The following is a 22,684-nucleotide window of genomic DNA, read 5'->3' on the forward strand; positions in this document are numbered from 1 at the left end:
CCACAGCCCCGCAACGCCAGATAAATATTTTAAAATCACCATTTACGAAAAAACGTTCTATAAATAAATATTCCAACCATTATATGTATAATATGCCATCCATCTTCAGGTCGGAGTATTCAGATGAACACCGACACGACGACAGCACATGAGATCGCCATGCGGATCGATGCCGATACGGCCGTTGCCAGGTGGAAAGATTGGCGGTGGCAGGTCGGCCACTCGGTCAGATCGATCGAGACCTTCGAGCGGGCCCTCGGGATCACCTTCCCGCCCGAAGAACGGGCCGAACTGGAACGGACCGTCGAGCGGTTTCCGCTCTGCGTCACTCCCTATTACCTCTCTCTCATCGACCCTGAGGACTTCAGGAACGATCCCGTCTTCATGCAATGTTTCCCGTCGGTCCGGGAACTCGAGGTGGAGGACTACGACCTCGAAGACCCGCTGGCCGAGGACGCCGATATGACGGCGCCCTGCATCACCCACCGGTACCCTGACCGGGTGCTCTTCCTGGTCTCAAACCTCTGCGCGATGTACTGCCGCCACTGCACGAGAAAACGAAAGGTCGGCGACATCGACTCGGTCCCGGCCGACGAGGAGATCGAGGCCGGCCTTGCCTACATCAGAGAACACCCGCGGGTGCGCGACGTCCTCCTCTCGGGCGGCGACCCGCTCATGCTCCCCGACGAGACCCTCGACCGGATCCTCACCGAACTCGACGCCATCGAGCACGTGGAGGTGGTGCGGATCGGCACCCGCGTGCCGGTCGTCCTCCCGTACCGGATCACCGCCGACCTCGCCCGCATGCTCGGCACCCACCATCCCCTCTGGATCAACACCCACTTCAACCACCCCAAAGAGATCACCTCGTCCTCTGAGGCGGCGCTCAGCATACTTGCCGACGCCGGCATTCCCCTCGGCAACCAGACCGTCCTCCTCGCCAACGTCAACGACTGCCCGCGGCTACAGCGGACCCTTGCGCACAAACTGGTCAGGAACCGGGTCCGTCCCTACTACCTCTACCAGTGCGACCTCTCCGAAGGGCTCTCCCATTTCAGGACCTCGGTCGCCAGGGGGATCGAGATCGTCGAGAACCTGGTCGGGCACACGAGCGGGTTTGCGGTCCCCACCTACGTCGTCGACGCACCGGGCGGCGGGGGCAAGATCCCCCTGATGCCGACGTATGTCCTCTCTTGGGCCGATAACAAAGTGGTGCTGCGCAACTACGAGGGGGTGATCACCACCTATCAAGAACCGAAAAACTACTGTCCGGTCTACTGCGACGGGAACTGCGCGGAGTGCACCCTCCAGCTCAAGGAAGAGAATGCCGAAGAACCGGGGCCGGTCGGGATCGCAAAGATCCTCTCCGACCTCGACGAGACCTCGTCGCTGGTCCCGGAGAACACCGAACGGATGGAGCGGCGCATCGATGCCTGATAGAGTGGTGACTGTCGGGAGATCACGGGTCCAGCACGGTCCGGCCAACAACCGCGTCTACCTGCTCAAACTCGATCCTGCCGACACCGCGATGATGCCTGGCCGCCTCCTGGACCTCGCACGGGAGCACGGCTACACCAAAGTCTTCTGCCGCGTCCATGCGGGTGCCCTGGAGAGGTTTCTCAAGGCGGGATACCACGTTGAGGCACGCGTGCCCGGGCTCTTCAGGGGCGTGGAAGACGGCTACTATCTCGGCTATTTCCTCGACCCGGCGAGGGCCAGGAATATGGTCCCCTTCCCACCCGTCCCTCCCACGAAGACCGTGATACGCCGCCCTCGCCCTCTCCCGCCGGGGTATACGCTGAGGGAGGCGGATGAAGCGGACGCCGAACGTCTGGCCGCCCTCTATGCACAGACCTTTGCGACCTATCCCTTCCCGATCGACGACCCGGCCTATATCAGATCGGCAATGAGGGGGAATGTCAGGTTCTTCGTCGTCGAGCGGGACGATGAGGTGGTCGGGGCCTCCTCGGCCGAGACGGACCCGGCGGGCAAGAACGTGGAGATGACCGACCTCGCGGTCAGTCCGTCGTGCCGGGGTCTCGGGCTCTCGGCGCACCTCCTGCACCTGATGGAGACGGAGATGCGACGGGCCGGGATGCTCGTCGCCTACACCATCGCGCGGGCGGCGTGGGAACCGGTCAACCGCCTCTTCGCCGGGGCGGGGTACCGGTACGGCGGCACGATGATCAACAACACCCAGATCTGCGGGCGGTGCGAGTCGATGCACCTCTGGTACCGGCGGTTGGATCCCTCCACAGAAGGCATATATGAGGGCACCGCCATTGAGGGATGCATGCAGATGTACAGGTGCACGAAGTGTGGCTACGTCTACAACCCGAGGAGCGGGGACCAGACGCAGGGAGTCTCCCCCAACACTCCCTTCGACGACCTGCCTGAGAACTGGGTCTGTCCCCGATGCAACGCCCCCAAAAGTGCCTTCGAACCCCTCGATTAGATGAACCAGAAGAGCGGCCGGGTCGCCTGCGTCGACATGGAATTCGGGCATGTGTACGGGACGCACCGCGCCCTGGTCATGCCCATCGAGGTCGGAGCGGTCATCTACGACCCCATGACCGACCGGGCGGACTTTGCCGGGTTTACCTCGAGGTACGATATCGAGGTCGAGGTCTGGCTCAACACGACCGACGCCCTCGGCCGCAAGACCGGGGTGGTGACCCATGTGGTGAATCCGGGGAAGAGACGTTCCGACCTCGCGTACGACCCGGGCCACCGCCTCGACCGCGAGGGGTGGCGGGCGGCTCGCAGAACCGTGACGGCGTCCTTCAGAGACCTCGGGGAGTTTATGGAACGGCTCTGTCTCCAGGAGGAGGTGGAAAGATTCGCGTTCTTTGCCAAGAACATGGAGTGCCAGGCCCTTGACCGGGCCGGGTTCGACCTCGCCCCGTACCGGTGCACCGACCTCCAGCGCGATATCAGGGCCGCCCTGCAGATGAAGGATTTCCTTTCTCTCGACCGTTCCGCATGCATCATCGGGTTTGGGACTGATAAAGGTGCAATACGGTCGAACCGATTCGCGTATGCAGTTCCCGACCGGTACCTCCCCTCCATCCGTCCTCACTCTGCGGTCGGGGACGCCGCCAGGATCTTCCTCCTGGCCCGCGAGTTCTATACCGGCACCGAGCGGTTCCTCTCCGAGGCCGAGACCTACCTGACCAGGTGTGAGGGGGAAGAGACCTCAGCCTGAGACGAGGCGCCTCCCCACTTCGTATGCCCGTTGCATCAGTTCTTTGTCCTTTGCGGCGTCGCCGATATCGAAGAGTCCCGCACCGACGAGGGGCGCCGCCACCTCGATCCCGAAAAATTCCATGGTGACGGCGAGATGGGTGGCCATGGGGCCGTAGACGTCGGGGTTCGGGTCGCCCTGCGCCAGGATGATCGCCGCCTTCTTGCCGGGCCTGAGCCTTGAGGTGAACCCCGGACCCATAAAGGCGTACCACCGGTCGATGAAGCTCTTGGTGATCCCGCTCACCATCCCGAAGTAGACCGGCGAGCCCAGGATGATCCCGTCGGCCTCCTCGATCATGTGGTACAGCCCGACCATGTCGTCCTGGAGCTTGCACTCTTCGTTGTCATTGCAGAAGCCGCAGCCCTGGCAGTCCAGGTAGGTCGCATCGTTCAGGTAGACCATGGTCGTCCCGGCCCCGGCATCCTCCGCACCCTGAAGGGCCTCCCTGACGAGCACCTCGGTGTTCCCGCCGGGCCGCGGGCTCCCGACAAACGCAGTGACTTTCATGATTCTTCTCCCGGGAGAGGCATGCCTCTCCTCCTATATCAATGAGACGCGAAAAAAGAGCGGAAGGGTGCGGCGCCCTTCAGGCGCGGGGGACGACGTTGAGGACGAGGGTGAAGTTCTCCTCGGTCCCGGTGGTGTTCTCCCACGGGCGCTTGTAGATCGCGGAGAAGGTCTGCTCGCCCTCACCGGCGGTCTCCAGGAGCCAGGTGCGGGTTCCGCCGACACCGACCATGCCCTCAGGATGGGAGTCGACGGTGTAGGTGTCGTTGATGAGGTTCAGGCCGTCGGAGATGGTGGCGTTCCACTCGTACCCGGTCGTCGGGTTTTCTCTCAGGTCGACCTGCACGATGCTGCCGGCGGCCACCTCGACGGAGGTGGTGTCGGCGGTCTCGTTGAAGACGAAAGCGGGCGTGGTCATGGCGGCGCGGTATGCCTCCCATGCGTCCATCTCGGTACCGTTCTCGAAGATGCAGACGCCGTACTCGCTCCCGTCGGCGTCCTTCCTGATCTCATACCCGTAGCCCATCTCCTCGCACCAGACGGCGGCGGGGTTCGGCATTCCGACGGTCTCGTTCTCGGCCGGGGCCGGTGTTTCGGGTGTGGTCTCGGGGACAGGCGTTGTCTGGGGAGTCTCCTGCTGGTCTGCCGAGGTGCATCCTGCACCGATCAAACAGGCGGCAAGGACCAGGAGGACGGCTCCAGCAAGGACCTTTGCTTTCATACCTAACACCTTAGCGGCATCTGAAATAAACGATTCCTTGACTTCGAAGAATTTCAGACTTATGATTTCGCCCTCAAGAGATTCTAAGATACCGAGAGGAAGGAATAGGCAGATATCCATTCAAAATGAGATCAAATATAAATATAATCTGCATATTCAATACATTCAATTTCAGGAATGTCTTCACCGATAAATGAGAGATATTCAGCCGGAAACTCCGGTGCGGCGGAATATATTCTCACATGGATCCTGCAGCGATAGAAATATATTAATACCAGGATACATCATTACCAAATCATGCCCCCATACCCCCCTGTTGAGATCCGTGTCCTCGCGGTAGACGATGACCCCGGGCTTCTCGAGATTATCAGGATTTTTCTTGAAAGCACCGTCAACGCCACCGTCTCCCTTGACTTCTCTGCTATAGATGCCCTTTACACCCTTGAAACAGAATATTTCGATGTCTGTATCTCTGACTTTGATATGCCCGGCATGAACGGCGTCCAGTTTCTCAGAAAGATTCGGGAAGACGGTTATGACATTCCTTGCATCCTGATGACCGGAGACGCACGGAAAGAAGTGCATGAAGCCGCCCTCGCCGCCGGAGCACTCCGGGTGATCCAGAAAGACGGAAACGGCCCGGTCTTTTTCAGTGAACTTGCAGAGGCCGTCAGACAGGCCGCGGAGAGGAGCACGACCGGCAGGTATCCGGGAGTCGGAACCGGTGACGGCGGTCGGGATGTTCGTGCGATCGTCAAGGGGGGGGCCAAAGTATCCTGAGCCTTTTCACCCGCGACTCATGCAATTCATATCTCCTGACGTCCCATCTTTCTCCGTGGTACAGTGCAACGCATCCCACATCCTGGTCGGGAGCATGGCAGAGGCGCACGAACTGATCGAGCGGGTCAGGTCAGGGGAGGACTTCGAGGCCCTGGCACGGAAACACTCCATCTGCCCGTCCGGACGGGACGGGGGAAAACTCGGATGGTTCGGGAAGGGGCAGATGGTCGCACCCTTCGAGAAGGCCGCTTTTGCCGGGAAGGAAGGCGAGGTCGTCGGCCCGGTGAAGACCCAGTTCGGCTGGCACGTCATCAGGATCAACGGCAAGAAATAATCTCTTTTTTTCGCTTTGTAGAATCGGGCATGAGCCCTGGGCTCAAGCATACGGGATGAAAATTTCTTGTCACGTGCTCTCTCTCTTTTCAAGACAGGAGAACTGGTGGAGACTTCGTTCCATCGCCGCCCCAACCGATCTTCGTCGTGGGGGGTCCGGGGGGTGCAATCCCCAGGTGTGAGATAACGGGGAAGATGTTGCAACTGAGGGCGGCACATCAGATCGACGTGCCTTCATCCACCCTTGTGCCGGGGGCGCTGCCCCCGGAACCCCCGGGATTGCGATTGGGCGGGGAAGGCAGAGGACAGAATCATTCAGAAGGGGTGTTTTTTCTTTATGTATCGCCCTTGAGAGATTCTGAAGAAGGCCGGCCATCATCCAAACGTGGAGAGCCGATCATTAGGATCATTTTCATGGTAATTTTGCATGAACCCTGGACTCAAGTATACGAGACGAAAATTTCCCGTTACTGGCTCTGTAGAATTTTTCATGAGCCTCAGGCTCAAGCATACGGGATGAAAATTTCTTGTCATGTATGGTCTCATTTCAAGACGAAAGAATCGGTGGAGATCTCCCTCTATTGCCGCCCCCCGGCTATCTTCATCCGTGGGGGTTCCGGGGGCACGGCCCCCGGCGCGAGACGGCAGGGAAAATTTTACAATTGAGGGCGGCCGGTCTGATCATTCCACCACGCCTTCCCACATCTTCGCGCCGGGGGGCTGGCCGCCCCCCGGTCCCCCCGCATCACGATAGGGGGGTGGACTGCACCCCCCTCTCTGTGATCATTTCTCCACCTTCCCAACCCTATCGCAATCCCGGGGGTCCGGGGGGAGACCCCCCGGTGTTGAGCATGAGGGAAGGCGATGGATGAAGGTCACAGGGGGGTTGCGATGATGAAAAGAGGATGGTTTACCATGAAAATGATCCTGACGATCCTCTCTTCAGGTTTTCATGAGCGTTTGAACTTGCCATATCCCGTTGAAGCCGATACGCAGCGGATAGAAAATTCCTCTGATGGATCGGCCGCCCCTAATCGTCAAATCTTTCCCGCAATCTCGCGCCGGGGGCTCTGCCCCCGGACCCCCACGACGAGGATAGCCGGGGGCGGCGATGAAACCAGATCTTCCAAAGATCCTGTCGCGAGGATTGGGATCCCGCCCACACGCCGTAGCGCAGCTCAGAAAATTTTCATCCCGTATGCTTGAGCCCAAGGTTCATGCCCGATTCTACAGAAGCGAAAGCACGCCTCAAGCATACGGGATGAAAATTTTCCGTTGCTTGATCACTCTGTTATAAGACAGGAGAATCGGTGTGGATCCCGTTTCATCACCGCCCCCCTGCTATCTTCCATCCGTGGGGGGTTCGGAGGCACCGCCCCCCGGCACGAGACGGCGGTGAACATTCTGCAATTGAAGGCGGCACGTCGACCGGACGGAGCCCTCCAGAACCTGTCCCTCAGATCAACCCGATATGCCACCGGGCGGCATCGGTCGTTTCCCGGCCCTGGGGAGTCCGCTTGAGAAACCCGATCCGGATCAGGTACGGTTCGTAGACCTCCTCGACCGTCCGCACCTCCTCGCCGATCGAGATGGCGATCGTCCTCGCACCCACCGGCCCGCCGCCGAAATCGTCGGCGACCACCGAGAGGATCCGGCGGTCCAGGTCGTCCAGGCCAAGGCCGTCGATGCCGAGCATCGTCAGTGCACGGTCGGCCGTATCGCCGTCGATGGTGCCGTCGCCCCTGACCACCGCAAAGTCCCGCACCCTCCTGAGCAGCCGGTTTGCGATCCTGGGTGTTCCTCGACTCCGCTTCGCAATCTCGTGTGCCCCGTCCGGGGTGATCGGGGTCTGCATGATCAGAGCGCTCCGCTGCACGATGCCCACCAGGTCGGCCACCTCGTAGAGGTTGAGACGGAAGACCAGACCGAACCGGTCCCTCAGCGGAGAGCCCAGCAACCCGATCTTCGTCGTCGCACCGACCAGCGTGAACTCCTCGAGCGGGAGCGGCACCGACCGCGCCCCCGGCCCCTCGCCGATCATCACGTCGATGCAGGCGTCCTCCATCGCCGGGTACAGGATCTCCTCGACCACCGGGTTGAGACGGTGGATCTCGTCGATGAAGAGGACGTCGCCGCTGGAAAGGGCTGTCAACTGGGCGGCAAGGTCGCCGGGACGGTCCAGCACCGGCCCCGAGGTGCTCCTGATCCCGACCCCCATCTCCCGCGCCACGATCCCGGCAAGTGTCGTCTTGCCAAGGCCCGGCGGCCCTGAGAAGAGGATATGGTCGAGAGACTCGCCCCGTTTCTTTGCCGCCTCGATGGCGATGGCAAGCGTCTCCTTGATCCGGGGTTGCCCCACGAACTCGTCCAGCGACCCCGGCCTGATCGCCGCCTCGTCGGTCTCGCCGGGGAGCATGCCGGGCGAAGGAATGCGGTCGGTCATGCCGATCCACGCCCCCGCAGAGAGGCCAGAGCGGCGCGGATCAGGGCCTGCACCGTCGGAGCGTCACCCAGACCGGGCAGGACGGCGTCGATCGCCTCCTGCGCCTCGTGCGCTGAAAACCCGAGCGACACCAGGGCGCTCGCCGCGTCGCAGACCTCGGCGGGACGCCGGTCAAGGGAGAGCGTCGCCGCATGTTTCTTCATCTTCTCCTTCAGTTCAAGGATAAGCCGTTTCGCACTCTTCGGGCCGATGCCGGGGATCCGGGTGAGCACCTTCTCGTCGTCGTTGAGGACGGCCAGGGCGAACTCCTCGAACGAGATCCTGGAGAGGATGTTCATGGCGATCTGCGGCCCGATGCCGCTGACCCCGATCAGGATCGTGAAGAGTTCGAGTTCGCCGGGATAGAGAAAACCGAACAACTGGATGTCGTCGTCGCGGACTGCCATGTGCGTGTGAAGCATGACGCGCCCTCGCGTCTCCTGCGTCTGCTTGAGACTCGCCAGGGCGGGTTCGGTCACCTGCACGCGGTACCCGACGCCGCCGACGTCGATCACCACCCACCGCTCGCCGGTGGATGCCAGTTCTCCGGAAAGGTGTGCGATCATCTTATCGTACCATATTGATGTGGCAGAGAGCGACGGCAAGGCCGTCGGCGGTGTCGTCGGGCTGCGGCACTTCCCGCAGCCTGAGCAGCCGCCGCATCATCTCCTGCACCTGGTGTTTGTCGGCACGCCCCGAACCGGTGACCGCCTGTTTGATCTGGTTGGGGGTGTACTCGGCGATCGGGATCTTACGCTGCTCTGCGGCGAGGAGGAGGATGCCCCGCGCCTCGCTGACGCGCATGGCAGTCGTGACGTTTTTGGAGAAGAAGAGCTTTTCCAGGACGACCCATGCGGGTTCGTACTCGTCGAAGAGTGCGGAGACGCGCTCGTAGATCTCCAGCAGACGCTCGGCCTGCGTGTGGTCGGCCGCAGTCTCGATACAACCGTAGTCCAGCGGCACGGGGTACCGCCCGCCCTTCCTGAGGACGCCGTACCCCGTCCTCGCCACGCCGGGGTCAATACCGATCACGATCATGCTCAGCACGGAGTACTCCGTGCTCCTGGTTGATACGGTTTATTGTGCGGGAAGGAACCCTCGCAACGCCTTCACTTTGCTCCGGATCGACGAGACCTCAAAACCGAAGAACGACCCGATCTCCCGGCCCAGCGGAGGGCCGCCCCGTCCCGGCCTGATCAGGCGGGCGTCCTGGCAGGCCGCATACACGACCGCCGCACTCCAGAGGAGCATGTCTCCCCGCAAGAGCGGTGCGTCCGGATGGTCGCGCAGGGCATGCACGATCGAGACACAACGATCGAGGACGGTGTCGTCCTCGAAACGGCTGCAAAACTCATCACACCTGATCAGGCACATGTTCTTTCGCAGGTCGTCGGTGATGTCGTCGAACAACTCCTCCTCGGCCCGGCGTGTCATTTCTTCGCGGCGTTCCGTGTCGTCCGGGTCCACCCCGGCCATCTCCAGATACTCGTTGAAAATAAAATGCAGAAGCGCATCCGTGTCGTTGGGATCGATACCGCCGTCCCTTGCTTTTTCGAGGATACGACGGATCTGGTCACCGCCCTTCTCCGGGGAGGTCACGGCACTGATAAATTCAGGTGCCGCCTCTTCGAGTGCGACGATGAGGTCGGCGGCGTTGGTGATGCGGCCGGAGGCTTCCATCCGGGCAATGAACCGGCATATGATGGGAACGAAATTTTCCGGCCACTCTTCGGGGTAGTCGGGGTTCTGCACCATCTCTTCAAGCAGGCACCGGCGCACGGTCCGGGCGTCCCACTCCCTGATCTCAACCCCGTGAAAAAGGTACATGAAGGTGCAGAAGGTCGTGACGCTCTCCCCCGCCATGAAGGCGAACTCTTCGCCGCGTGCTTTCTCTTCCTCTCCGATGAACGCGTCGATTTCGTCCCCGATGTCCAGGAGGACCGCATCCGCGGCGGCACCGACCTCTGCCGCATACTCACGTGACTCCTCGTCCGGGGCGACGGAGTCCGGAGCCTCCTCCAGGTCTCCGGGAACAAGTTCGGCCACATCCCATCCCGGCGGATACCACCTGATCGCGGTGACCGGGTCCTCGACATACCCGCAGATCCCGCCCCGCGGTGAGTTGGCGATACGCTCCACCCACTCGAACCCGGCTTCGGCCGAAGCCAGGCACTTGCGGCAATAAGAGTGCGGGCCCCCCTCGTCCATGCTTTCGGCCAGCATGAACTCCGCGTCATGTCCACAGCGGTCGCAGGGAACGATCGGCCGGTTGTTCCTGGCGACGAGACAGAGCGGCCCGTCCGGCGGCGCCACCGGGGTTTCGGCCACCACCTTGAGGGCAAGTTCGGTGGTGGTACCGAAGTCGTATCGGTAGAGGAAGGTGCTGCCCGGCGCGACCAGGCCTGAGAGCGGCACTTCCATGGACTCTCCTTCGAGCATCTCGTCAGAGACGTAGTCCCGGCCGTCGATGGTGAAGGCGCTGAGGTGGCCGCAGCACTCGACCCAGACGTCGCGGAGCAACCGGTCGAGGTCGTCGAGGAGAGCGTCGCGGCGTGCGAGCACCAGCAGCCAGTAGGTGCCGTCGTACAGGTCGCGGACCTTGATGAGAAGTGAAGGTTTGTCTCCTTCCGGCCATCCTGATGACTGAAGACACGTTGTGCTGTGTCTTAACACGCCTCTCGGGGTCACGCCACCCTTGCAGATAAGACAGGTGCCCCGTGCCTGCCGGGATTTCATGCTCATAAAAATGTCCCGGTCTGCTATAATAGGTGCGAGTCTATCCCGGAAACCGGAGAGTGAGGGGGCGTCCACCGGGAAGCGTCAGGATTCAGACGTTCAACCGTTCGCGCTCTCCCCCCCGGCCTTCCCGGCCAGGACAAAGAGGGCGGCGACGGCGAGGGCAAGGACCGCCGGGACGGCGAACCCGGCCGCATACCCGACGCTCCCGATGACGATGCCGGCGACGAGGGGGCCGGAGGCGTGGCCGATGTCCATGATCGAACCGAGCGCTCCGACCGAGGCGCCGAGTTCGTGGGTGCGGGCGACGTCGGCGACATAGGCGCCGGTCGAGACGGTGACCAGGGAGAGGGCGAGGCCGAAGAGGATCCCGATCGCCATCACCACCGGCACGGCAGCGGTGAGGGGGATGGCGGCGATGCAGCCGGCGATCGCGAGGAGACCGAGCACGATCTGCATCCGCCGGCCGGTGCGGTCGGAGAGCGCCCCGAAGAAGGGTTTGGAGAGGGCGATCGCCAGCACCTGGAGGGCGAAGAGGAGGCCGATGAGGTACTCCTGCACCCCGGCGCCGGTGAGGTACAGCGGGAGCCAGGTCTCGAAGATCCCGAAGGCGAAGTAGGTCGCCATCTCCACGAGGGCGGTGGAGAGGAGAAGCCGGTTTTTCCCGAAGCCTGCAAGGCGTTCGCCGAACTCACGGAGCGTGACGCGGCGATCGCTCCCCTCAGGCCTCCCGCCCTCCTTGATCCCGAAGATCAGCAGGACGACCGGGAGCGAGGCGAGGAAGGCGGCGACGTAGACGAGGCGGTAGTTCATGAGCCCGGCCGAGGCCGCGAAGACCGAGATGAGGATGCCGCCCACGAGGGGGGCGATCGTCCTCCCGACGAGGGTGGCCGAGGAGTAGATGCCGCTCTTCTCCCCCTTCGCATCGGGGTAGGCCGAGTAGATCATCATCGCGGCGACCGGGCCGAGGATGGCAGTGGCGAGGCCGTGGAAGAACCTGACCGGGATGAGCCAGAGGGGGTCGACGACGAGGAGGTAGAGGAGGGGGGCGGAGAGGAAGACGGCCCCCGAGGCGATCAGAAGACGCCGCGGGCCGATGCGGTCGGCCATCACCCCGACCGGGAAGGAGAAGAGGATCCCGGCCGCGGGGGAGACGAAGGCGATGAGGCCGATCATCGCCTCGTCCGCGCCGAGGGCGCTGGAGAAGAGGGGGAGCACGGGATTTTTCGAGATGGTCGTGGAGAAGATCGCGAAGAATCCGATGATCGAGAGATAGGTGATGAGGGACGGGCCTGCCCGTCCGAGTTTTGTCGGTTGCACCATGCCGGTCACCTGGTTAGTGGAAGATGGACACCGGCGAGCGATGAACCTATCGGGGAGAGGGTGGTCGTCCTCCTTACTTCGCGTCCTTCATCCGGTACTCGGCGTCGTAGACCGTCCCCCCGCCCTGGCCCGGCGCTGCGGCCGCCTCCTGGTAGATGACCCTCCCGGCCTCCTGGAGGACGGCCCGAAGTCTCTCTAGGCCGGCCCTGACCGCGTCCATTTCCTTCCCGGCAAGGGCGCTCTTCAGGTCGGCGAGGGCTCCCTCGACCTTTACCCTCGGCCCCGAACCCATCCGCTCTCCCAGTTCGGCGAGGGTCTTCTCCGCGGTGTAGACGAGGGCGTCGGCCTCGTTTCTCACCTCCGCTTCGTCCCGTCGTCTCTGGTCCTCGGCCTCGTACTCCTCCGCCTCCTTCACCATCCGGTCCACCTCGGCATCAGGGAGTTTGGTCGAGGCGGTGATGGTCATCTGCTGCTCTTTGCCGGTGGCGCGGTCCTGCGCCGAGACCTTGAGGATCCCGGAGGCGTCGATGTCGAAGGTGACCTCGATCTGCGGGACGCCCCGCGGTGCCGGGGGGATGCCGACGAGGTTGAACTGACCAAGGCTCGTGTCGTCCTGCGCCATCGGGCGTTCGCCCTGGAGGACGTTGACGGTCACTGCGGTCTGGAGGTCGGCGGCGGTGGTGAAGATCTGGCTCGTCCTGGTCGGGACGGTGGTGTTGCGCGGGATGAGGGCGGTCCTGACATGGCCGATGGTCTCGATCCCGAGGGTGAGCGGGGTGACGTCGAGGAGGACCATGTCGGTGATCTCGCCGGCCAGGATCGCCCCCTGGACCGCCGCCCCGACGGCGACGCACTCCATCGGGTCGACGCCGTGCTCGGGGGGTCGTCCGGTCTTCTCCTCGACGAACCGCCTGACGACCGGCATCCTGGTCGGGCCGCCGACCAGGATCACCTTCCCGATCTCATCGGTCGTCAGGTTTGCGTCGGCGAGGGCCCGGTCGAAGGGGGCGACGCACCGCTCGATGATGGGCCCGACCAGGCCTTCGAGTTTTGCGCGGGTCAGTTTCATCACCAGGTGCTTTGGCCCCGCCGCCCCGCCGGTGATGTACGGGAGGTTGATCTCGGTCTCAAGGACGGCCGAGAGTTCGATCTTCGCCCGCTCCCCCGCCTCCCTCAGGCGCTGCACGGCGATCCGGTCTTCGCGCAGGTCGATCCCCTCCTGCTTCTTGAACTCGTCGGCGATCCAGTCGATGACCGCGTCGTCCATGTCGGTGCCGCCGAGATGGGTGTCGCCCGCGGTCGCGAGCACCCGGAACGTCCCCTCCCCGAACTCCATCACCGTGACGTCCAGGGTGCCGCCGCCGAAGTCGAAGACCAGGATCTTCTGCTCGCCCCCTTTGTCCAGGCCGTAGGCCATCGAGGCGGCGGTCGGTTCGTTGATGAGCCGCACCACCTCCAGGCCCGCGATGGTCCCGGCGTCCTTCGTCGCCGTCCGCTGGTTGTCGTCGAAGTAGGCGGGCACGGTGATCACCGCCTTGCTCACCGGTTCGCCCAGGAAGGCTTCGGCGTCCCGTCTGATCTTTTTGAGGAGGAAGGCGGAGATCTGCTGGGGCGTGTAGTCGGTCCCGCGGATCCGGTAGAGATGGTCGGTCCCCATCTTCCGCTTTGCCGCCATCACCGTTCCTTCCGGGTTGGTGACCGCCTGCCGGCGGGCCGGTTCACCGACGAGCACCTGTCCTTCTTTCGTGAAGGCGACGTACGACGGGAACATCTTCCCCGCCCAGGTCGCCCCCTCCGCGGACGGGACGATCGTCGGTTTCCCGCCGATCATCACCGCCGCCTGACTGTTCGAGGTCCCGAGATCGATCCCGATGATCTTCTGGTCTGACATGGACACATCCCCCCTGTGGTAATGGTGTCTTCGGGCGCTGCGGGGAGATAAGGGTGCTGGTGGATGGATCTCCCCCCGGAATCGCGCCGATTTCCACGCGATTCTCCCGGCCGCTGTTCGGCGTGGCAGAGGGGCCCGGAGGATCCTATCACCCCCACTCATATCGGCCCTCGGCGAGCGTTTCTACTCTCTGGATTTCAGAGCATCCGGGAAACAGACCCCGTTTTCGGGCATCTCAAAACACGCCCGAAATGAGCCCGGATTGACCGGACCGATCGCAAAACGGAGGCCGAAACGGCCGTATCATGCCCGGCAAGGGGGCGGCCCCCCGCCGGGCAAAACCATAAGACCCGGGGGGAGATATTCACGTACCTGCACCCATGAACGAGAAAAATGAACTGCCCGACGTCGGGTACGTGACGGCGAACGGGATCAGGATCGGCTACCGGGAGTACGGGAGCGGCGCACCCCTGCTCATGATCACGGGATACACGGGAAGGATGGCCGACTGGGATCCCCGGATCATCACGGCCCTCGCCGCGGGCTTCAGGGTGATCGTCTTCGACAACCGCGGCATGGGGGAGACGGGTGCCGACGGGAGGCCTTTCTCCATCGAACTCTTCGCGGAAGACACCCGCGCCTTCCTCGACGCCCTCGGGATCGCGCGGGTGCATCTCTGCGGCCACTCGATGGGATCGTTCGTCGCGCAGGAACTCGCGATCCGCTACCCCGAGCGGGTGGACGGACTCGTCCTCGTCTCGACCCTCCCTGCGATCGAACCCCGTCGGCACGCCGCCCTCACGGCATTCCTCGGCGAGATCGCGGAGGACACCGCCCCGGTCGACCTCACCCTCAGGAGACTGTACGGGGCGGCGTACGCGGCCCGTCACCCGGAACTGGCCGCGTACCTCAGGAAGAACCTGGAGTTTCTGCACACCTCCGGCCTCTTCGATCCCGCATCGATACGCGGGCAGCGGCAGGCGATCCTCTCGTGGCCGGGAAGCGTCGGACGCCTGGACCGGATCAGGGCGGACACGCTGGTCCTCGTCGGGACCGACGACGAACTCAGCCCGCCGGAGGATGCGTTCCGGGTGGCGGCCGGGATACCGGGGTGCTGGCTCGTCCAGGTCCGCGGGGCGGGGCACGACCTCTTCTTCCAGGCCCCGGACCTCTGCGCCGCGGCGATCAGGCTGTTTCTCACCTCGCTCGAACTCACGCCTCGTCCCACTCATACCCCCGGCGAAAGCGCGACCCGTCCTCCTCCACCGCCTTCCCCATGACCAGCAGGTCGGCGAGGGCCTCCGCGACCTCATCCTCGCCGGCCCTGATCTCATACCGGTTGGCGAGCGCCGCCCTGATCTCCGTCGTGGTGAGGGGCTCTTCCAGGAGCACCTTCTCGGTGAAGCCGGTCAGGTCCTCGTGGAGCGCCCAGGGATAGACCACCCACCGCCATCCGGCAAGATACTCGGCATAATAGTCGGGATCGAAGGATGAGGTGTGCTTGTGCTGGAGCACGCCGGTCCTCACCTCCCGCGGCCCGAACTCCTCCACGTACCAGACCGCACGCTGGAGGGTCTCGCCGGTGTCGGTGATGTCGTCGACGATGAGCACCGAAAGGTCTCCGACATCGGTCGCGAGCGGGTAGCGGACCACCGCTTCCTTCTTCTTTCTCGCCGCAACCCCCCAGTGCTCGATCTTGATGCTGGTCAGGGTGTCGATCAGGAGACGGTCGCAGACGATCCTGGCCGGGACATACCCGCCGCGGCCGATGGCGATCACGAGGTCGGGGCGGTAGCCGGCGGCCTTCACCTTCGCCGCGAGGGCACGGGAGAGAACGACCGATCGGTCCCATCCCACCAGGTCGCAGGTGAATGATTCGGGGATCATTGTCCACCAGAGGACCGCGGGGGATATAAAACCGGAGGCAGGCGTGGCGCCGCCCTACCGATCTTCATCGTGGTGGGGTGATTGGGGCGGGAAGGCGGAGGTATGGCCGGCACCGGATTCACATCCGGGAGTGAAGAGCCTCGTGAGAAGATAAAATGAGACAGGAAATTATGATATCTTCGAAAGAATGTTTAATACAATATTAATTTTAAATCGAGCGCACGGAAAATTTATTTTTTATGGCACCGTGGATGCTACTATTGTACGGCTCCCTGCACGGAGAACCCTGAAAAACTGCTTCAGAACCGTACATCGAATCAATCAGGAGATTTTACGATGACAAAGATCACTCACTCTTTGATTCCTCTCATCGTACTGATGGGAGTTTGTTTCATTTTTACCAGCGGTTGTACAGGCGGAGAACCGTCTCCTCCGGCAGATGATTCGCCTCCGGCGGACGTGGTCGGTCCTGGTCAGGACCCGAACTACGCCGATTCGTATTACTGGCTCTCGCTGCCGTCCGCAGAGAAAGCGGTGGACGTCTTTTATGTGTACCCGACGGTCAGCAGCAATGCCACCGGGTTCATGGATGTGACCGGCGACGAGGAACGGGCGCTGGCGCAGGGAATTTTCACGGCGCAGGCAAGCGTGTACGAACCGCACGCCAACGTCTTCGCTCCGTACTACCGGCAGATGTCGACGCAGGTGAAGATGGACGAGGGTTCGCTTGCGACCGACACGAAAGAATTCAAACGGGGTGCGGCCGACGTGCAGGAGGCCTTCGACTATTATATCGCCAACCTCAACGACGGTCGTCCGTTCATCATCGCAGGCCACAGTCAGGGGACGATGGCATTGATCGAACTGATCAAGAACCGTTTCGGCGACGACGACGATCTCCGGAACCGTCTGGTCGCGGCATACCTCATCGGCTACACCGTCACCGACGCCGACCTCGAAGCGGCGGGACTGACGGCGGCGGAGGGCGCGAACGACACCGGCGTCGTGGTCACCTACAACACGCAGTCGCCGACCTCCGCGGGCGGTCCGATGCTGATGCCCGGCGCACATTGCATCAACCCGCTCACCTGGACGACCGACGATACCTATGCGCCCGCCTCGGAGAACCTGGGCGCACGCTTCTACAACGACTCGACCGGCGCGTTCCTCCGCGAGGTGGAACACTACTGCGACGCACGGATCGATCCCGGGACCGGGGCGCTCACGACGACGATCCCGGCGGGCGAGGATCTGGATATCGGTCCATATTCAGAGGGCGTGTACCACCGCTACGACTACGCGTTCTGGTACCGGAACCTGGAGCAGAATGTCGGCGATAGGATCGATGCGTTCGAGAAGAAGACATGACGCAGACCGGACGTACGGACGAAAGGACTTCGTCCCTGGAGGATCTGCGCGGAAAAGAGCTCGGGGTGCCGGTCACCCTGCCCCCCTTCGATCCGGGGAGGGACGTGCCTGACGCCCCCGACTACGCGGACCCGGAGAGCTGGCTCTCCCTGCCTGCCCACTTCACCACGGAAAACCAGCCGGTGGATGTCTTCTGGGTCTACCCGACCGTTCTTTCGGACGAGTCGACCTATCTGATGGACATACGCGATCCCCGCCTGCGGGAGAAGGCTGAATGGACCATCGTCGAGCAGGCGAGCATATTCGACGGGCAGGCGAATATTTACGCACCCTATTACCGGCAGAACAACGTGAAGATCAACCCGCTGATGCTGACTGATGCACGGCCGATCTTCGATCTGGGACAGCGCGATATCGTCGCGGCCTTTGCGTATTTCATGGAGCACTTCAATAAAGGGGAGAGGCCGATCATTCTGGCGGCGCACAGCCAGGGTTCGGTCAGGGTCGTCGAACTCTCGAAGGACGGAGAACTGCTCACCGGCGATCCCGCCGCGCTGGAAAAACTCGTGGCGGCGTATGTCATCGGGTATTCGATCACGCCGGCCGACCTGGAGAAAAATCCGCTGATAAAGGTCGGCACGAGTGCGACGGAGACAGGATGTTTCATCACCTACAACACCGTCTCGGACGAGGAAGGGAAGGAGACTGAGGCCCCGACGGTGATCCCCGGAACGTTCGTGGTGAACCCGCTGACCTGGAGGACCGACACCGCCTTCGCACCCGCGTCCGCCAATCTCGGCGCGGCATTCTTCAGGCACGAGGATCCCGAGCACCCGGTCAGGCACCCGCACTTCGCGGCGGCACAGGTGAAGGGCAATGCGCTGGTGGTCACGGACGTCTCCCATCCCGAAGAGTTGCCGGCGACGAGTGTCACCTTCCCGCCGGGGGTGTACCATATGTACGACTACGCGATCTTTTACGAGAACTTAAGAGAGAATGTGAAAGACCGCATTCGGTCCTATTTCAGTACAGGATAGTCTTTCGACGACCCCGGCCCGAAGGTCTGGGTCCGAGACTTTTTTTGCCGGATTGTTCCGGTCCGGCGCTCCCCGGAGAGGGTGGAGAGGAAAAGCCATATCATCTCACGCGTATCACTCAATCAATAGCCAGGAGGGAGAGAGGATGCACCGGATCGTCGCAGAAAAAATACCGGAGATAACAGAGATCTGCAGGACGCACCGCGTCAAAACGCTCGAACTCTTCGGGTCGGCGGCCGGGGAGGGGTTCGACCCCGGTACGAGCGACCTCGATTTTGTCGTCGAGTTCGAGGCCATGGCGCTGGCCGAACACGCCGACGCCTATCTCGACCTCGCCCGCGACCTCGAAGCACTCTTCGCCCGTCCCGTCGACGTGGTGGAGATGGCGCCCATCAAAAATCCCTATTTCAGAAAAGCAGTGGAAGAGTCCAGGGTCCCTCTGTATGCCGCCCCATGAGATCAGGAAGTACCTCTACGACGTGGCCGCGGCCGCAGACCTGATCACGGCATTTGTTGACGGGAAAACCTTCGACGATTTATCGGAACGACCCGATGCTCCGCTCCGCAGTTGAGCGCCAGTTCGAGATCATCGGGGAAGCGCTGAACCAGGCGGTCAAAAGATATCCCGCTCTGAAAGATGAGATCCCCGACGCTTCCCGCATCATATCGTTCAGGAACCGGCTCATCCACGGGTATGCCACGGTCTCGGACGAGGTCGTGTGGGGTATCGTCGAAAAGTACCTGCCTCCTCTCCGAAAGCAGGTGAAGATGATGCTGGACGAAGGATCGTCCTGAACCGTCCCGCGAGGAACGCCTTCATCCCCCCTCAGGCCCGATCTTCTCCCTGCGGATCGACAAAGGGGGGGCTTCCTCAAAGGACTCAACCGCTTTGTCGGGGAGAAGGGGACCGCTTGCGACGTGGTCCGGGTGCTCGGGGCGCTGAGGCCGGTCTTCCCGCCCGTCCCCCATGTGGAGAGGGTCACCGGCGGCCGGGAGAGCGTCGGCACCGGCACTGTCTACCCCGGTGATGACGGCACCGGCCCTCCACCTCCATGTCGCGGCCGGGATGTCTCCGGGAGCGTGCGGCTGTCTACCTCGTCGTGGAGGCGGTCGTCGTGGATTTCGTCTGGATGGCGACAGAGAGGGCGCCCGACGACCGAACGGGCGTGCACCTCCCGGTCTTCGGGGAAGGGTGAGGAGGGGGTTGCCCCTGTACTCTCCGACTTTCTGGGGGGTTAAGGGAGGGGCATTCGTGAGAGACAGGGAATTTTCCTCTGTTCTCATACATACAAACCGGGAAAAAGAGCGGAATGCGTATATACATTTGAATTTTTCAAATATCGATGAACAATTACCCCAAGAACAACCCTGTACGGATATTTTGTACATTTATTGTGGCATTTTTGCTTCTTGTCGGCACGGGAAGCGCTGCCGCACCTGTGGCAGATTTCACCGCCATGCCGACGGAGGGCGTCGCCCCCCTCACCGTCGCCTTCGCCGACGCCTCCGACGGCGATCCGGCCGGGCGTGCGTGGTTCTTCGGCGACGAGGACTACACGCAGGCCTGGACACCTCTGCCGGACGCCGGGTGGTCGGCGCGGAGTTTCCCTGCGACGGTCGCCCTGCCCGACGGCACCATCGTCCTCATGGGCGGCCGTGAATGGCCCGCCTACACAAACGACACCTGGCAGTCAACAGACGGCGGCAGGACGTGGATAGAGGTGAACGCGAGTTCAGGGTGGACGGCACGGTCCGGCCATACCGCCGTCGCTCTCCCCGATGGCACCATCGTCCTCATGGGCGGTTTCGACGGCATCGCCGAACAGAACGACACCTGGGTTTCGACCGATAGGGGCGTTACGTGGGAGCAGGTGAACGCGAGTTCAGGGTGGACGGCGCGGCAGGCCCATACGGCGGTCGCCCTCCCCGACGGGAGCGTCGTCCTCATGGGCGGGTGCGACGACACCGGATTTCTGAACGATGTCTGGCGGTCGGAGGACGGCGGCGTGACGTGGACGAAGCTGCCGGACGCCGGGTGGTCGAAAAGGATGTACCCGGAGAGTGTCGCCATGCCGGACGGGAGCATCCTCCTCATGGGCGGTTCCAGCGGCGGCCCCACCGGCGGATTACGCAACGATGTCTGGCGGTCGGAGGACGGCGGCAGGACATGGACGGAGCTGCCCCGCGCCGGGTGGTCGGAAAGAATGCAGCCCCGCAGCGTCGCGCTTGCCGACGGCAGCGTCCTCCTCATGGGAGGGTATGACGGCGGGTGTACGAATGACATATGGAGATCGACCGATGACGGCGCAACCTGGACACGGGTGCCCGATGCCGGGTGGACGGGACGGAGCGGCCACACCGCCGTCGCCCTGCCCGACGGGAGCGTCGTCGTCATGGGGGGGTACGACGGCACCGATAGAAACGACGTCTGGCAGTTCCGGCCCGCCGGGTCGACCGACCAGGACCCCACGCACACCTACGAGGCCGCAGGCACCTACACCGTCACCCTCCGGGCGTTCAATGCCGGCGGGTATACGCGGGCGACCCGCGAGATCACGGCCACGGCACCGGTCGCACCGACGGCGGCGTTCACCGGCACGCCGCTGTCCGGCACCGCGCCTCTCACCGTCGCCTTCACCGACACGTCGACCGGCGATCCGACCGGGCGGACCTGGTTCTTCGGCGACGAGGACTACACGGAGGAGTGGACGCCGCTCCCTGATGCCGCGTGGCCGGCACGGATCTGTTTCAGCAGCGTGGCGACGCCCGACGGCACCATCATCATCATGGGCGGGTGGGACGAGACCACCAATCTGAACGACGTCTGGCGGTCGGCCGACGGCGGCGAAACCTGGACGAAAGCAAGGGATGCCCGGTGGTCGGCACGGTCCCATCACGCCGGCGTTGCTCTCCCCGACGGGAGCATCGTCCTCATGGGCGGTTCGGACACCGCGAGCAGGAACGACACCTGGATCTCGATAGATAAGGGCATGACCTGGACGCTCCAGAACGCGAGTTCGGGGTGGACGGCACGGGGCGACTCCGCCGCCGTCGCCCTCCCCGACGGGAGCATCGTCCTGATGGGCGGTTCCGACCCCCAGTGGAAGAACGACACCTGGATCTCGACCGACAGGGGCGCAACATGGACGCTCCAGAACGCGAGTTCGGGATGGACGGGACGGATCTTCCACAGCAGCGTCGCCATGCCCGACGGGAGCATCATCCTCACGGGAGGTCTCGACGGCACCGCCCGCCTGAACGACACCTGGCGCTCGACGGACGGGGGCGTGACCTGGACGCTGATGAACGCGAGTTCCGGGTGGGCGGGACGGACCTCCCACAGCATGGTCGCCATGCCCGACGGGAGCGTCCTCCTCATGGGCGGGTGGAACGGCACGCCCCTCCACGACGTCTGGCGGTCGGAGGACAACGGCGCAACCTGGACGAGACTGCCCGACGCCGCGTGGTCGGGACGGTATTATCACGCCGGCGTCGCCCTCCCCGACGGGAGTGTCGTCGTCATGGGCGGTACCGATAACGACGCCAGCCTGAACGACGTCTGGCGTCTCACGCCCGCCGGTTCGACCGACCAGAACCCGTCGCACACCTACACGACGCCGGGCACCTACACGGTCACGCTGCAGGCGTTCAATGCCGGCGGGTATACGCGGGCGACCGGGACGGTCACGGTCAGGGCGCCGTCGTCGGGTGGCGGCGACGATGACGACTCGTGGACGGCACCGGCGGCGCAGTCGCTCACCACACGCGACGTGACCGTGAGCGGGAGATCGGCCGTGAGCCGGGTCAATGTCACCGGCACCGGGATCTCCGGGATCATCGTCACCGGCACGGTGCGGTCTTCTCCGGGATCCGGCGTCCCTCCGGCGCCTGGCAGCGTCTTCGAGTACGTCGATCTCGTGCCGGCCCGGTACACGAACATCACCGGCGCGACAGTCACCTTCACGGTCCCGGTCGCATGGCTGGAGGAGCACCGCCTCTCCCCGACCGACGTCGTGCTGTACCACTATGCCAACGCCACCTGGACCGCCCTGCCGACGACGGTCGGGGCGACGGCCGACGGGCAGGTTGGCTTCACGGCGACGAGTCCGGGCTTCTCCCTCTACGCGATCTCCGGAGTAGCGGAAGTCCCGGCAGAACCGACAACAATTCCGACACCGGCGGCGACGGCCTCGCCCGCGACGCCGGTGACGACGGCGGAGGAGACCACGGCCGTGCCGATGACGCAGCAGGCGGCGCCCGCTCTCCCCCTGGCGGCGATCGCGGTCGGCGGCGGGTTCCTCCTCAGGCGCCGGCGGATGCGGCGGCAGTAGAACCCGACGCCCTTCCGGGCGTATGATTCATTCCCTTTTTT

22 protein-coding genes and 1 pseudogene are annotated in these 22,684 nt (G+C 63.3%); 14 read left to right on the forward strand and 9 right to left on the reverse strand.

What is annotated here, in order from left to right; all coding sequences use genetic code 11:
- Positions 1-123: 123 nt before the first annotated feature.
- From kamA to E2N92_RS05320, 3 genes are read left to right on the forward strand one after another with little or no spacing between them, the layout of a single operon-like run.
- Positions 124-1,437 (forward strand): lysine 2,3-aminomutase, encoded by a 1,314-nt coding sequence (gene kamA, locus E2N92_RS05310; RefSeq protein WP_220682651.1) that lies wholly within the window; start codon positions 124-126, stop codon positions 1,435-1,437.
- Positions 1,430-2,455, forward strand: a complete 1,026-nt coding sequence (gene ablB / locus E2N92_RS05315) for a putative beta-lysine N-acetyltransferase (RefSeq protein WP_220682652.1) — start codon at positions 1,430-1,432, stop codon at positions 2,453-2,455. Before kamA ends, ablB begins: the two co-directional genes overlap by 8 nt.
- Positions 2,456-3,205 (forward strand): hypothetical protein, encoded by a 750-nt coding sequence (locus E2N92_RS05320; protein ID WP_220682653.1) that lies wholly within the window; start codon positions 2,456-2,458, stop codon positions 3,203-3,205. It abuts the gene before it with no gap.
- On the opposite strand, the gene E2N92_RS05325 is transcribed toward E2N92_RS05320, so the two are convergent.
- Both E2N92_RS05325 and E2N92_RS05330 read right to left on the reverse strand, forming a co-directional pair.
- Entirely contained in the window at positions 3,197-3,754 is a 558-nt protein-coding gene (locus E2N92_RS05325) for a flavodoxin family protein (protein WP_220682654.1), read from the reverse strand. The genes E2N92_RS05320 and E2N92_RS05325 overlap by 9 nt on opposite strands.
- Before the next feature lie 79 nt (positions 3,755-3,833).
- Positions 3,834-4,475, reverse strand: coding sequence for a protease inhibitor I42 family protein (locus E2N92_RS05330; RefSeq protein ID WP_246589325.1), 642 nt, complete (start codon positions 4,473-4,475; stop codon positions 3,834-3,836).
- 297 nt (positions 4,476-4,772) lie between these two features.
- Here E2N92_RS05330 and E2N92_RS13785 point away from each other — a divergent pair.
- The 3 genes and pseudogenes from E2N92_RS13785 to E2N92_RS05340 all read left to right on the forward strand — a co-directional run.
- Positions 4,773-5,048, forward strand: a pseudogene (locus E2N92_RS13785) (response regulator); the annotation flags it as partial.
- A gap of 6 nt (positions 5,049-5,054) precedes the next feature.
- Positions 5,055-5,255, forward strand: coding sequence for a hypothetical protein (locus E2N92_RS13565; RefSeq protein ID WP_246589328.1), 201 nt, complete (start codon positions 5,055-5,057; stop codon positions 5,253-5,255).
- 55 nt (positions 5,256-5,310) lie between these two features.
- A complete protein-coding gene (locus E2N92_RS05340; protein WP_281425798.1) occupies positions 5,311-5,589 on the forward strand; it encodes a peptidylprolyl isomerase in 279 nt (92 codons plus the stop codon).
- Positions 5,590-7,044: 1,455 nt separating this feature from the next.
- On the opposite strand, the gene ruvB is transcribed toward E2N92_RS05340, so the two are convergent.
- The 6 genes from ruvB to dnaK form a co-directional block, all read right to left on the reverse strand.
- On the reverse strand, positions 7,045-8,031 hold the full coding sequence (ruvB, locus tag E2N92_RS05345; RefSeq protein WP_220682657.1) for a Holliday junction branch migration DNA helicase RuvB: 987 nt from the start codon (positions 8,029-8,031) through the stop codon (positions 7,045-7,047).
- A complete protein-coding gene (gene ruvA, locus E2N92_RS05350) occupies positions 8,028-8,636 on the reverse strand; it encodes a Holliday junction branch migration protein RuvA (RefSeq protein ID WP_220682658.1) in 609 nt (202 codons plus the stop codon). Before ruvA ends, ruvB begins: the two co-directional genes overlap by 4 nt.
- Position 8,637: 1 nt before the next feature.
- Positions 8,638-9,108: a crossover junction endodeoxyribonuclease RuvC gene (gene ruvC, locus E2N92_RS05355; protein WP_220682953.1), complete on the reverse strand. Its 471-nt coding sequence runs from the start codon at positions 9,106-9,108 to the stop codon at positions 8,638-8,640.
- Positions 9,109-9,147: 39 nt separating this feature from the next.
- The gene (locus E2N92_RS05360; protein WP_220682659.1) at positions 9,148-10,806 is read right to left on the reverse strand and encodes a DUF6398 domain-containing protein; all 1,659 of its coding nucleotides are present in this window, start codon (positions 10,804-10,806) and stop codon (positions 9,148-9,150) included.
- Between the two features lie 99 nt (positions 10,807-10,905).
- Positions 10,906-12,129, reverse strand: coding sequence for an MFS transporter (locus E2N92_RS05365; protein ID WP_220682660.1), 1,224 nt, complete (start codon positions 12,127-12,129; stop codon positions 10,906-10,908).
- Between the two features lie 73 nt (positions 12,130-12,202).
- On the reverse strand, positions 12,203-14,020 hold the full coding sequence (gene dnaK, locus E2N92_RS05370; protein WP_220682661.1) for a molecular chaperone DnaK: 1,818 nt from the start codon (positions 14,018-14,020) through the stop codon (positions 12,203-12,205).
- Between the two features lie 380 nt (positions 14,021-14,400).
- Here dnaK and E2N92_RS05375 point away from each other — a divergent pair, with 380 nt between their 5' ends.
- Positions 14,401-15,300: an alpha/beta fold hydrolase gene (locus tag E2N92_RS05375; RefSeq protein WP_220682662.1), complete on the forward strand. Its 900-nt coding sequence runs from the start codon at positions 14,401-14,403 to the stop codon at positions 15,298-15,300.
- On the opposite strand, the gene E2N92_RS05380 is transcribed toward E2N92_RS05375, so the two are convergent.
- Positions 15,233-15,907 (reverse strand): phosphoribosyltransferase, encoded by a 675-nt coding sequence (locus E2N92_RS05380; protein WP_220682663.1) that lies wholly within the window; start codon positions 15,905-15,907, stop codon positions 15,233-15,235. The two genes, E2N92_RS05375 and E2N92_RS05380, sit on opposite strands and share 68 nt — an antisense overlap.
- 336 nt (positions 15,908-16,243) lie before the next feature.
- Here E2N92_RS05380 and E2N92_RS05385 point away from each other — a divergent pair, with 336 nt between their 5' ends.
- From E2N92_RS05385 to E2N92_RS05410, 7 genes are all read left to right on the forward strand, one after another.
- Positions 16,244-17,275, forward strand: a complete 1,032-nt coding sequence (locus E2N92_RS05385) for a DUF3089 domain-containing protein (protein ID WP_220682664.1) — start codon at positions 16,244-16,246, stop codon at positions 17,273-17,275.
- Complete coding sequence (locus E2N92_RS05390; protein ID WP_220682665.1) at positions 17,272-18,312, forward strand: DUF3089 domain-containing protein; 1,041 nt, start codon at positions 17,272-17,274, stop codon at positions 18,310-18,312. The genes E2N92_RS05385 and E2N92_RS05390 overlap by 4 nt, the downstream gene beginning before the upstream one ends.
- A 145-nt stretch (positions 18,313-18,457) precedes the next feature.
- Positions 18,458-18,769: a nucleotidyltransferase family protein gene (locus E2N92_RS05395; protein ID WP_220682666.1), complete on the forward strand. Its 312-nt coding sequence runs from the start codon at positions 18,458-18,460 to the stop codon at positions 18,767-18,769.
- Positions 18,756-18,884 (forward strand): hypothetical protein, encoded by a 129-nt coding sequence (locus E2N92_RS13700; RefSeq protein WP_281425799.1) that lies wholly within the window; start codon positions 18,756-18,758, stop codon positions 18,882-18,884. The genes E2N92_RS05395 and E2N92_RS13700 overlap by 14 nt, the downstream gene beginning before the upstream one ends.
- Entirely contained in the window at positions 18,865-19,107 is a 243-nt protein-coding gene (locus E2N92_RS05400) for a HepT-like ribonuclease domain-containing protein (protein ID WP_220682667.1), read from the forward strand. The genes E2N92_RS13700 and E2N92_RS05400 overlap by 20 nt, the downstream gene beginning before the upstream one ends.
- Before the next feature lie 257 nt (positions 19,108-19,364).
- A complete protein-coding gene (locus E2N92_RS05405; protein ID WP_220682668.1) occupies positions 19,365-19,508 on the forward strand; it encodes a hypothetical protein in 144 nt (47 codons plus the stop codon).
- Positions 19,509-19,655: 147 nt separating this feature from the next.
- Positions 19,656-22,643 carry a Kelch repeat-containing protein gene (locus E2N92_RS05410; RefSeq protein ID WP_220682669.1) on the forward strand — a complete coding sequence of 996 codons (2,988 nt, stop codon included), beginning with the start codon at positions 19,656-19,658 and terminating at the stop codon, positions 22,641-22,643.
- Positions 22,644-22,684 lie beyond the last annotated feature (41 nt).

The sequence above is a fragment of the Methanofollis formosanus genome (assembly GCF_019633745.1).
GTDB lineage: Archaea > Halobacteriota > Methanomicrobia > Methanomicrobiales > Methanofollaceae > Methanofollis > Methanofollis formosanus.